Origin of the sequence: Marinobacter sp. R17, from assembly GCF_003789045.1 — a bacterium.
GTDB lineage: Bacteria > Pseudomonadota > Gammaproteobacteria > Pseudomonadales > Oleiphilaceae > Marinobacter_A > Marinobacter_A mangrovi.
The window spans coordinates 129857-142374 of sequence record NZ_RHGZ01000009.1 but is presented as its reverse complement, the minus strand read 5'-3'; the positions used below and the strand labels follow the sequence as shown (position 1 = coordinate 142374).

At 62.3% G+C, this 12518-nt stretch carries 7 protein-coding genes; 2 read left to right on the top strand and 5 right to left on the bottom strand.

Annotation, left to right across the window (positions count from 1 at the left end; genetic code table 11):
- Nucleotides 1-347 (top strand): transposase (locus tag EB809_RS08985; protein ID WP_190294857.1); only part of this gene is annotated, 347 nt, incomplete at its 5' end.
- A gap of 281 nt (nt 348-628) precedes the next feature.
- On the opposite strand, the gene recD is transcribed toward EB809_RS08985, so the two are convergent.
- From recD to recC, 3 genes are read right to left on the bottom strand one after another with little or no spacing between them, the layout of a single operon-like run.
- A complete protein-coding gene (gene recD, locus EB809_RS08980) occupies nt 629-2803 on the bottom strand; it encodes an exodeoxyribonuclease V subunit alpha (protein ID WP_123634480.1) in 2175 nt (724 codons plus the stop codon).
- Complete coding sequence (gene recB / locus EB809_RS08975; RefSeq protein ID WP_123634479.1) at nt 2800-6537, bottom strand: exodeoxyribonuclease V subunit beta; 3738 nt, start codon at nt 6535-6537, stop codon at nt 2800-2802. Before recB ends, recD begins: the two co-directional genes overlap by 4 nt.
- Complete coding sequence (gene recC, locus EB809_RS08970; protein WP_123634478.1) at nt 6534-10046, bottom strand: exodeoxyribonuclease V subunit gamma; 3513 nt, start codon at nt 10044-10046, stop codon at nt 6534-6536. The genes recB and recC overlap by 4 nt, the downstream gene beginning before the upstream one ends.
- A 290-nt stretch (nt 10047-10336) precedes the next feature.
- Between recC and EB809_RS08965 the strand changes: the two genes are divergently transcribed.
- A complete protein-coding gene (locus tag EB809_RS08965; RefSeq protein ID WP_123634477.1) occupies nt 10337-10513 on the top strand; it encodes a DUF1328 domain-containing protein in 177 nt (58 codons plus the stop codon).
- Between the two features lie 131 nt (nt 10514-10644).
- Here the strand turns inward: EB809_RS08965 and EB809_RS08960 are convergent, their stop codons facing one another.
- Nucleotides 10645-11952 (bottom strand): DUF3883 domain-containing protein, encoded by a 1308-nt coding sequence (locus EB809_RS08960; RefSeq protein WP_123634476.1) that lies wholly within the window; start codon nt 11950-11952, stop codon nt 10645-10647.
- Nucleotides 11949-12404 (bottom strand): HIT family protein, encoded by a 456-nt coding sequence (locus tag EB809_RS08955; RefSeq protein ID WP_223807886.1) that lies wholly within the window; start codon nt 12402-12404, stop codon nt 11949-11951. Before EB809_RS08955 ends, EB809_RS08960 begins: the two co-directional genes overlap by 4 nt.
- Nucleotides 12405-12518: the final 114 nt, after the last annotated feature.

The following is a 12518-nucleotide window of genomic DNA, read 5'->3' as shown; positions in this document are numbered from 1 at the left end:
GCTTCAAGCTCTACTACGAGCAATATTGTGCCCGGGGCGACATGGAGAACCGGATCAAGGACCAGCAACTGAGCCTGTTTGCCGACCGTACTTCCAGCACCCACTGGTGGACCAACCAGTGGCGACTGATCCTGTCGGGCTTTGCCTACACCTTGTTCGAACGGTTGCGGTCCCACCTGAAAAAGACGCCCTTCGCGAGAATGAGCGCCAGCACTCTGAGGCTTAAACTGATCAAGGTCGGGGCCGTCATCATCCGCAATACCCGCCGGGTCCGGGTGCTGATGAGTGACAGCTATCCCTACAAAGACGAACTGGCGGATCTGGCGCGTCGCCTGGTTCCGGGGTAGATGTTCGGGCTCCCCCGGCCCGAGTCAATGGGGGAAAGGGGGAACTGTGTCCGGACTACCGAAATTGATCAATAATCAAGCAGTCAACACGGGAGTTGGCTGGATATGGCGGTGATGCAACCCGTTTGCGAGACTCGGTGGAGACCTATGAGAAATCCGGGTTAGCATGCATGATGACGGCGGTATGTTGGTTATTGTTTTGGTTTTGGCGAACAAAAACTTAACCGGTTTTACCGCCGTCTTCCTTTCTTTTTCACGCTAATCTGCGATGAACCAAATAATTACCCCTCCAACGCCGCCCGCAACCCGGACGTCCGCGTCACCCCACGGCTGATCGCATCCTGGAATACCCCCTCATCCGGGAACAACAGGCTGAACCAATGCCGCGCCCGGGTGATGCCGGTGTAGACCAGCTCCCGGGTCAGTACCGGATTGCGCCGGTCCGGCAGGATCAGGCACGTGTGCACGAATTCCGAGCCCTGGGATTTGTGGACGGTCATGGCATAGACCGTCTCGACCGCGTGCAGGCGACTGGGTAGCACCCACTTGATCCGGCCGCTGCCATCGTTGGCCGGGAACGCCACACGCAGGACCTGCCGGTTTGAATCGCCCGCCTCACCGGTCACCGGAACAGACAGGGTAATCCCGATATCCCCGTTCATCAGTCCCACGCTGTAGTCGTTGCGGGTGACCAGCACCGGACGACCGGCGTACCAGCCCTCGGTCGCGCCGATCAGGCCACGGGACTGGAGCGCGCCGGCAATCAGCGTGTTCAGCCCTTCCACGCCCAGCGGCCCACGCCGCAAGGCGTACAGGACCTGGAACTGGTTGTGGGCTTTCAGCACCGCGTTCGCCCACTGATCCAGCTCGGTCTGGTCGGCGCCCGGCGCCGGAGCGGTGTGCTTCATCACCTGCAGGTAATGGGCGTAGCCCCGGGGCGATTCGATGCCGTTGCCCCGTCCCTGCCCGACCGCCGGGAAGGCTTCGGCTCCGCCGGAAATACAGTGCTCGGCGATGACCGAGTCGCTGTCTCGCGGCAATCTTCGGCGCGCGATGTCGGGATAGCCCTTCTCAAACAACTGCGACACGTCCGCCGGATTCACCGGGGTGTCGCCCGTGCCGGCCTGGTTTACGGCCCTGGCCAGCTGACCAATGCCGCTGTGTTCGTCAAAACGATAGCTGCGCCGCAATAACGTGATGCTCTGGTCCAGTGCCGAGCCGTCTTTGGCGGCGAACTGGCGATCAATCCGGCAACCGGTGATCGATTCCAGCCATTCCAGCGTGGACTCGCGATAACCGCCCTCACCAGCCCGCTGACACAAATCCCCCAGCACTGCACCGGCGTCCACGGACGCCAGCTGGTCCTTGTCCCCCAGCAGGATGATCCGGGCGTTCTCGGGCAAGGCGTCGAGCACCTGGGCCATCATTTCCACGTCCACCATCGACGCCTCGTCCACAACCAGGACATCCACCAGCAGCGGATTGTGGCGATGATGCCGGAAGCGCCGCGATCCCGGGATACTGCCCATCAGCCGGTGCAGCGTGGTGACTTCGGTCAGGATGGCCTGGCGCAGGCCCTCCCCGTCGCCAAAGGCCGCCAGGTCCAGCTTGTCCACGGCGCCGGCGATGGACTCGTTGAGTCGGGCGGCGGCTTTACCGGTAGGTGCCGCCAGGCGGATGACCAACTCCCGTTTATCTTCCGGGCGATTCATGGCCACGTGCTGCAACGCCGCCAGGAGTCGCACGACTGTGGTGGTCTTGCCCGTCCCCGGACCACCGGTGATCACACTGAAACCGCCCCGGGCCGCATTGGCGCAGGCGACCCGCTGCCAGTCGGTGTCGCTCTCCGGCTTGGCGGCGCCAAACAGCCGGGTCAGGGCTTCTTCCAGTAACTGGGCTTCCTGGGAACCGGTCGTCTGGATCGGTGCGGCCTGAGCCAGCCGCTGCGCAATCTGGTCGGCAATGGTCTGTTCATAGCGCCAGTAGCGGCGCAGGTAGAGCCGGAGGCCGTTCCGCACCAGGGGCTGGTTGGTTTGAGTCTCTGCGTCGGCACCATTGGCCACCAACAGCGGGTGATTCAGGGCCTGATCCCATTCGTCCGCCGACACGCCGAGCAGGACTTCCGACGGCAGCAGACGCTGCTCCGGCGCCTCCTCGTTTTCCGGCGGTAGCGACAGCAGCGCGTCGTAGCCCTGGCGGTTCATGGTCGCCAGATCCAGGCAGACGTGCCCGCGACCCAGTTGATGGGACGCCAGGGCTACCGCCATCAGCAGCAACGGGTCGGGCGCCTGCCCTGCTTTGACGGCTTCGTCGTGCAGCAGCGTGACCAGTGACAGGTCGAGCGCCCGCAACCATTCCAGATCCACCCACTGGCGCAGGATCGACAAGACGGTCTCTGCATCCTTCAGCGGTGCGTCGTCGAAGGCAAACATCTGTTGAGTGGTATCGGTGGTCATGGTGCGTCGCTCGCTGTGCCCGTCACGGATTCGCCCCGGAACAGGCGATCCAGTGTGTCGATCAATTCCCGGTCCGGCCGCTCGCAGAACACGCCCCGGCTTTCGGCCTGGTTGCCGCGCAGGAACAGGTAGACAGCGCCGCCGATGTGACGGTCGTAATCGTAGTCCGGTAGCCGGGATCGCAGTAGGCGATGCAGGGCCAGCAGGTACAGGCAATACTGCAGGTCGTAGCGGTGCTCGGCGATGACCTCGGCCAGCGCGTCCGGGTGGTAGTCCGCATCGTCCGGCCCGATGTAGTTCGATTTGTAGTCCGCCACGTAGTAGCGGCCGTCCTGTTCGAACACCAGGTCGATAAAGCCCTTCAACATGCCGTTGAGCTGGAGCGGCGACGCCACCGGACGCTGCCGGCCGCCCAGGGTGTGGTGGCGGACCACTGCATCCAGCTTGCGCACATCCAGGCTCTGGCTGGCGATCCAGAACTCCATCTCCGGGACCATCCGGGGCTCGTCCGCAAAACGCAATGTCCCGGCGGTGCCATCCGGCTGAAGCGGTAGCGGCAGGTCCGCCTGGATCAGGTCAGTCAGCCAGTGGCCCAATGGGTACGCCCAGGCGTCCCAGCCGCGGATGCTGCAACGTCGGGTGAGCCATTCCTGCATCACCTCGGGTTCCGCCAGAACCCGGGCGAAGCCGGTTTCTGCGGCCCATTCCAGTACATCGTGCAGGAAGGTGCCGGGGCCGGCGCCGCGGTAGAAACGATGCAGTCGCCGCTCGTGGGTCGAGGGCGTGCGCAGGGGCTTGAGGGCCACCGCTGCAGGCGCCTCACTTTCCTCGGACAGGCGTTCGGCGTCCGGGGTTTCGGGTTCGCGAGCGTCAACTGGAAGCCCACTGCCCGCCTCTGTCTCGGTATCAGGCTGCTGATAGCGAATGGCCGAATAACTGGCGATCCACCAGTGCTCGCCCGCCTGACGAACGGGTGTCAGGGCCGGACCGGGCTGCCGCGCCGCCTCCGGCTGATAATGGATATCGGAAGCCTCGGGCTGTTCAAGGACGGCGATGGCATCGCAATCGCCGGCCAGTTGCTGGAGGCAACCGGCCCACTCCGTCTCGCCGCTGTCGTCGAAGGCGCCGAGCGATGCCAGCGCGCCCAGCGGTGTCTCCTTGCGCAGGAAAGGCGCGCCGACCCAGGTGGCGTAGCGGGCCCGGGTCAGGGCCACGTAAAGTTTGCGGATGTCCTCGCCGAGGCGTTCCTCGTCGGCCATGGCCACCGCATCACCGTCCGGATTGAACGACAGCTGTCGACGGCCCTCGGCGTCGTGCCAGCGAATCGGTGACTGCTTCGGGGTGACCGGACGGGCGCCGGAGGCAAACGGCAGGAACACCAGCGGGTATTCCAGACCCTTTGATTTGTGGACGGTCACCACCTGCACCAGATCCGCGTCGCTTTCCAGGCGCACCTGGCGGGTTTCCGCGTCCGCGCCGGGGTCGGCGATCATTTCCTCAAAATGACGGATCAGGGCCTGTTCGCCGTCGATGTGCTGGCTGGCCTGCTGCAGCAGTTCGGCGATATGCAGCACATCGGTCAGCGCCCGTTCACCGTTGGCCTGGCGCAGCAGGCGGGCGGCCACATCGAATGTCGACAGGATGCGCCGGATCATCGCCAGCACGCCCTTATCGCGCCAGATCTGGCCCAACTCGCGGAAGCGTTCGATCTCTGCCTCCCAGGCCAGCTCGTCCTGGCGCAAGTGATCCAACGTGTTCCAGTCCAGGTCCAGTGTGGCGGTGGCCAGTGCGGCGCGGACCGGACGCTCCCGCTCCGGTTCGGCGCAGGCTTCCAGCCACAGCAGCACGTCCGCCGCCTGTTGCGTGTCCAGCACGGAAGCGCGGTCCGACAGGTAAACGCTTTTAACGCCTCTTTGTGCCAGTTCGCCCCGCACGGCGTCCGCCTCGCGGCCGGTGTTCACCAGCACCGCGATATCGCTGGCCTTCAAGGCGTCCAGTTTTCCATGGGCATCCCGGAAACCGGCTTGGCCCTGGCGACCCAGATTCAGCAGCCGGACGATTTCACTGGCGGACGATGCGGCGATGCTCTCCACCGTCGCGTCCTTGGTGCCGGCTTCATCGCCGTACCAGAGAGTCAGCGCCGGCGGCTCCTCGTTCGCCACTTCAAACCGCTCCTTCCGGCCCTGGGCTTCGACGGCGTGGAATGGCAACGGGTTGACCCCATCGCTGCGCCGGAAGCGGAACGCGCCCTTGCCGGAGGCGGACTCGCCCTGCTGGAAGATCTGGTTGCTGGCGGTCACCATGGCCTCGGCCGAACGGAAGTTACGGGCCAGCGTATAGTGGCGCCCGGCCGTGGCGTTCCTGGCTTTGAGGTAGGTGTGGATGTCTGCGCCCCGGAACGCGTAGATGGCCTGCTTGGGATCGCCGATCATGAAGAAACCGGTTTCCGGCCGGTCGTCGGGCACCCGGTAGACCGCATCGAAAATCCGGTACTGGATCGGGTCGGTGTCCTGGAATTCGTCCACCAGGGCCAGCGGGAACTGCTGCCGGATCGCCTGGGCCAGTCGTTCGCCGCCCTCGCCTTGCAGCGCGCTGTCGAGTCGGGTCAGCAGGTCATCGAAGCCCATCTCGGCACGGCGCTGCTTTTCCTGTTCCAGACGCACCCGACACCAGCCGGCGGCCTGGCGCACCAGGATCTCCCGTGGGATCTCCCGTTCGCGTTCAGCCGCCAGGTCGTCCACCGCCTTAATCAGGGCGGCGTCGGTCGGCGGCGCGCCCTTTTTCCAGCATTCGCTGACGCCGTCGGAGGTCAGTCGCTCCCACAGTTTGTCGCTCACCGAGGGCAAGGCCACGCCGTCGGTCTGCGACCACTCCAGCAACCCGTTCAGCCAACCTTCGAGCCAGTCGGCGCGCAGCTTGCGGCCATCCACTTCCTTGGCGGCCTTGGCCCGCTCAAAGCGTTCCCGGAAATCGGTGACAGCCTCCGGGATGGCCGGCCGCAAACGGTCGAACAGCGCCACCCGCTCGGCCATGGCCGGCTCGATCAGCGACTGGGGATCGGTCAGTTCGTCATTGGATTCCACATCCGGACTGTTCACCAGCGGGCGGATGGCGTCGTGCAGCGCGTCCGGCGAAGCAATCGCCTGCAGGTAGGTCTCCATGGCGCTTTCCGACAGCGGATTGACGAAGGTGCGCCAGTAGTCACGCACGACTTCCGCCTGCAGCTCGGAATGGTCGGTTTCCAGGGTCTGGTGAAACAGGCCGCCGCTGTCGAAGGCGTGCTCCCGCAGCATCCGGTAACACCAGCCGTGGATGGTGTGCACGGCGGCTTCGTCCATGGATTCCGCCGCCAGTTCCAGCAGCCGCGCGTTCGCCGCCCAGCTCTCATCCAGGCAGGTATTGCGCAGGCGTTTGAGCGGGTCGGTTTCGTTGTCGCGTTGATTGGCGTCGATCGATGCCGGATCCGCCCGGAACAGGTCCGCGGCTTCCGCCAGGCGCGCCCGGATGCGGTCCCGCAGTTCCTTGGTGGCCGCTTCGGTAAAGGTCACCACCAGGATGTCCCGTGGCGTCAGCCCGTGGGCGTGGTCGGCGATGGGCTCGTGGCCGAGGATCGCCCGCACGTAGAGCAGCGCGATGGTGAAGGTCTTGCCCGTACCCGCGCTGGCCTCGATCAGCCGGCTGCCGTGCAGCGGAAAGGTGATGGGGTCCAATCGGCGGTTGTCGGTATCGCTCATGCCTTGTCCTCTCCGCCGAGTTGATCCGCTTCGTTGTGTACGTTGGCCCAGATGGGGCGGTACAGGCGGTCGGTCAGCGCTGCAAACCGGCCGGTCGCCCAGAGACTGTCGAAATCGGGATACAACCGTTGCAGGTAGGGGCTCTCGTCCACTTCACCGCTTCGTTTGAACTGGGGCTCGTAGGCGCCCTGGGCCGCGCGGAGCATGCCCTCCTCCCCTTTTTTCTCGACGGACAGCCAGGCGAAGGCCGTCTTGGGCGCCACCGGGAACGGGCTCAGCAATGCGTCCAACCAGGCGTGCATCAGATCTTCCAGGGCGCTTTCTGCCCGGATTCGATCCAGGGGACTGAAGGCCACATCGCCGGCCTGGCTCAACACGTGGGTGGTCACCGGCGCCGCCACGGCATTGGCTGCCAAGTGCTGGATCCAGGGCCGAAGCAGCTGGTGCCAGCGATAGCGGCGATCCGGCGTCGTGATGTTGCTGCTGCTCAGGACGATCTGGAGGGCGCGGCCGTCGTCAGCGAAGCGCAGATCCCGGACCCAGTCTTCCAGCACCAGGTGGTGATCGCCCCGTTCTATGCTGATGCGCACGGGCCTCAGCGATTCCACCTGCGGAGCGGAAGCCAGCAATTCTCGATAGCGGCCGTACAGCTCGGGCAACGGCGCGATGGCCTGACGCACCTGGAGTGAAGCCAGTCCCTCCGCCAGTGCCAGCTCCCCTCGCCCGACGGCCCGATGGGCGGCCTGTCGTAGCTTGTCGGTGAGCTGATCCGGGTCGGATTCGTGCTGGAGCACGTCCTGCACGAGATGGTCGGTGAGCTGCCAGCGGCCGAGGCCATCCAGGACGATGGGTTCCTCGTCCTCACTGTCCTGCGAGGCGCGCTCAAAATAAACGCCCAAACGCTGCTGGAAGAACACCGCCGACGGCTGGCGCAGGAAGCGGGCCAGTTCGGTCAGGCCCAACGGTTGCTCAAAGACGGTCTCCGGGAGGCTTTCCGGCCAGACGTGTGCATCGGCACTTTCCTCTTGATCGCCTTCCAGCGCCGCCCGCCATTCCTGCGCAAACGTAAACAGCGGCGAATCCTCATCCGGCGACGGGAAATAACGGGTGCTGAAGGGCTGCAACGGATGCAGCGTGGTCAGCGTCTTTGTTAAGGGATCGTCGCCCTCGGCAGGACGCCGGACCCGGTCGATATGATCCCGCAACTGGGCGATCAACACCGAAGGCGGCCGCTCGCTGTTGTCGTGAATGCTGCGCCCGACCCAGGACACGTAGAACTGATCCCGCGCCGACAGGAAGGCTTCCAGGAACAGGAAGCGGTCGTCCTCCCGCCGGGAGCGATCGCCGGGGCGGTAATCCCGGGCCATCAGGTCGAAATCCATGGGCGGTTGGGTGCGCGGGTAGTCACCGTCGTTCATGCCCAGCAGACACACCCGCCGGAACGGGATCGCCCGCATCGGCAGCAGCGTGGCGAAGTTCACCTTGCCCGCCAGGAACCGTTGGCTGAGGCCGCCCTGGTCCAGCCGCTCCAGCAACACGTCGCGCACCACGTGCAGTGGCAGCGAATCGTCCAGCCCGGCCTGCTCGCAGGCATCGAACCACTGGTCCAACGCCGCTTCCAGCTGGCTGAACAGCAGCACGTCCTCGCCCTCAGGTTCGCCGAAGAAGTCCCGCAGCAGTTGGTGCAGTACGGCGACCCACTCCGCCGGCGCGCGGGATTCGCTCAGCCATTCCCAGTATTGCTGCAGCTGGCGAACAAAGGCGTCGAGCTGCCCGGCCAGCCGGCTTTCCAGGCCGCCCACTTCGTCGTAAGGTTCGATGGCTTGCCACGGTTCCCCTTCCCCGGTGGCGTAGCCCAGCAGCATGCGGCGCAGACCAAACAGCCAGGTGTTGCGGAACAGATCCGGCGGTAATTCCAGGGAGGCGCGGTGGCGATCGTCCAGACCCCAGCGGATATTGGCGCCACGAATCCAGTCGTGCAGCTGGGGTAGATCGTCTTCCGTCAGGCCGAAACGGTCGCGCAATAGCGGCACGTCCAGCAGATCGAGCACATCGCTGACCGCGAGACGGGATTCCGGCAGCGACATCAACGCCTCCAGGGCCGCGACAACCGGCGACTGGTGACGCTGGCCCTGGTCCGAGATGGTGTACGGAATGTAGCGGTCGTCCTCCGGATCCAGCTGGCCAAACACGGCTTCCACGTGGGGCGTGTAGGCGTTGATGTCCGGCACCATGACGATGATGTCCTGGGGCTGCAGTGTCGGATCGGCGCTGAAGGCGGCCAGCAGCTGATCGTGCAGGATTTCCACTTCCCGCAGGGGACTGTGGGCGGCGTGGAACACCAGCGACCGGTCGGCGCGATCGGCCTCTGTCGCCTGGCGTTCGCTTTCATGCACCGGATTCAGGTTGAGGATGTCGTTCTGCAGATCCTGCAGCAGTGAACGGCCGTCGCTTTCCCGGAACAGGTCAACGCGGTCCAGCCAGTGGTCGTAGCTCTCTGGCACATCGTAGTGGTCCAGCAGGCGAATATAATCGCGCCCCTGCTTGCCCCAGGCGGCGAGCAGCGGATTGGCGTGCAGGTGCAGGTTGTGGTCGTCCAGTTGAACGGGCATGCCCGGCTTGCGGGCCCGGCGCTGGCGTTCGGCCCGCAGCAGATCCTTGTCCTCGATAATATCCGCCCAGTGGTACTGGCAGGGATTGTGGACGCACAGGATGACCTGGCAGCAGCGGCCCAGCGCGCTTAACACGTCGAGCGTTTGCTGAGGCAAAGACGACAGGCCGAAGACCACCACCCGCCGCGGCAGATGAGCCGGTCGGCTATCGCCATCAAGTTTGGCGGCGGCTTCCAGAAAACGGGTGTGGACCTCGGCCCGGCTGGTATTCGCGCCGCTGCCTTCGATATCGGCAATCAGGGCCCGCCACAGCGCCGGTTGCCAGAGCTGTTCGGCCGGTACGGCGCGCTCCTCGGAACCGCGGACATGCAACACATCCTGACCGTCAGCCCAGCTTTCCAGCCAGTCGGCCCGGTAGACCTGGTATTGGTCGAACAGGTCCGCCACCCGCTCGGCCAGTTGGTAACGACGCCGGGCTTCCTGACCGCCACTGAGGAAACGCGCCAGGGGTTCGTAGCCGGGTTGAGTCACCAGTTCCGGAATCAGGCGCATCAGGCGCCAGGTCATGCGGTCCTTGTCGAACGGCGATTGTTCGGGAACGGCGTCTTCCCCAAGAACGGTCCGGTAGACCTGCCAGAGGAAGCGCGAAGGCAGCAGGAACTGCATGGCGGCGGCGATGCCATTGCCCGGCAGCGTCGGGTCGTCCTCGTCCCGGGCCAGCGCCAGCTTGAGCCACTGGGCGATGCCGTTGGAGTGGACCAGGAAGACATCGTTTTCGAGCGGATCCAGCGGAAACGTGCGAATAAGTTCCACCGTCACCGCACGCAGATCTTCCAGCTTGTTGGCATGAATGACCTGAAAACCGGTCGGTAGCGCTGGCCTGTCTACTGCTCGCATTCTGGTTCCCTGGAAGGCTTTTTTCCGATGATACCGACCCGAAACGCCGGTGTCCGGGTTGGCGGGCTATTTTTGGAAAACTGCCAGATTAACACAAGCTGAATAAACCATAATAAAGAAAACTTACGCTTTATATTCAGCAGCTTGCCGATTCTTTTTAAGACGAATGAGACAACGCGAATTTGCCCTAAACCGATGCCTGTGCAACGTTGGAAGACACGTACGGAAAGTCTGCTGGATCGCCGGCATCGACAGTCGCCGGCAGGAAGGCTCCAAAAGGAGGATTCGTTATGTTGTATTGGGCACTGGTGTGTTTGGTTATCGCCATCATCGCGGGCGTGCTGGGCTTCGGCGGCATCGCTGGTACCGCAGCGGGCTTCGCCAAGATCCTGTTCTTTATTTTCCTGGTGCTGCTCGTGGTTTCGGTTCTTGCCAACGTCTTTCGTGGCCGGGGACCGCGTCCATGACGTGACATAGCGATTCTGGCCAGCTCCTATTACGGGAACCTAAAGGAGTTGGCCGCTTCTACGACGCGGTACGATGGATTAGAGCTAATCAGGCAGCGCTGGGAGCATTTAATGGGTCAACTAGCTTGACGTTAAAACCGCGCTCGGTAGTTCTGGGGCAACAACTGCACATGCTGTTCAATTGCGCCAGGCAAGATGAAAAACTTCGGAGCTGTTGTGAATTCGTAAACTCGATATAGGCGGAATGCATCTGAAAAGTCATTGGAAAATGCCCGCTCGTTTTCGCTAATGAAAAACGGCAAATACTTCCCTGAGTTCGTCGCCTTAACCTCCAAAAAGCGCTCTTGATCACATGAAGCATCAAAAGAGCGAATGTCATACCCCAACCCATCGCCCCGCCTTTCACTAGACCATTCGACGTCTGCGGCTAAGTCGGGCCGACCTTCTGCGATAAGACGCTGCTTTTCCATTCGAAGAACGAATTTCTCAGCCCTCTCTCCCAACTGGCGATTTCGGCGCTCACGTTCCGAGAAATCAATGCGTTTCGCCAGATAGCTAGGCTTACTGTCGGCCACATGGGGAATACACTCTGGCGGTTCTGGATCGAACACCGCATCCCAGCCGCGATCATAATGTTCCGGCTCATCGGCGACCTTGTCGGCAACGAGGTTTACTTCATCAATCACATTCTGATGGCCCGCAAGATAAGACAAAACGACTTGTTTGAGCTGTTGCTGGTAGTTGAAAGCCGGTTTATAGCCTGGGATGTACGGCAGCCCCAACTCCAATAAAACAGCACTGACATTCTGGTGTTTGTATTCGATCGATCCGTCGGAGCGATTATTCAAGCGCGGCTTTAGCGCCCTGCGGTGTGCCGCTTTGCGATACGGCGCACCGGCGAGGTGTTTTTCCAGCATCGTCACGTAATCATTGACCAGAAATTCGCATTCCAACCAATCCCAACCGCCACGTTCCGGTTGAAGAAGGTCGCGAATCGACTTTTCATCAAGGCTAGTTAACAACGCGGATCTCAGAAGCTCGCGGGCAATTCGGTTACCCAGCAGTTCGAACAGCTCGTCATCCAGAAACGCATGATCGATGTAGGCATCGATGACGCCCTGCGATGTTGCCGTTGTCAGTTGTTGATATTGGGCTTGCTGACCTGGTCTGACTTTGAGATGCCAAAACCCTTCGCTCCGAAGATGGAAGAACGGTAGGTGGGGATTGTTCCGATCCGAAGGCGAAGCCAGTGCCTGAAAACGCTCGGTGAAACGGAGCTTAAGAGTATCGTTAAAACAGAAACGATTATTCGTGACCTCACCTGATTCAACCAGATCGATAACAGCCTGGAGCATGGCCACTTTGTGCGGGCTCTTATTAGCGCCACCGCTGTTCACTCGAAGCGTTGAGAAGCGCTTCTCGTAATCAAGCAAACTCACCGGCCACTCCAATAATCTGCCTTCTCAGGGATGACCCATCGCACGCCGCCGCGAGGATCTTGCTGGTCGCCCGCATATCTCGGAATCAGGTGACAATGCATGTGCAAAACCGTCTGCCCTGCCGCCGTTCCACAATTCATCCCAATATTGTAGCCATCGGGTTGGTAACGCTCTTCAAGCCAATGCTTGCCTTGCTCGACCAGCTCCATGATGGCATGTTGTTCAGCTGCGGTAAGGTCAAACCAATTGGCGGTATGGCGATTGGGGACGATCAGCAAATGACCATCAGAAACCGGAAAGCCATCCGGGCGGATATGTGCTAATTCATTGGATGGCAAAGACCGATGCTCCAAGTTTTTAGTGACTGCACAAAATGGACAGCTACCTTTCATCACAAACTCCCGGCCGCCATAGAATTGCATTGACGAGTACCGTATGTCCCACTGAGACATAGGGACATCCTAACGACAGGCTACTCATGACTACTTTGTAGATGCAATTCGACAAAGGCTGCTGCGTTTCCAAGAGGATAGCTCAGGAACGACCCAATCACGCGTGTGACCTGA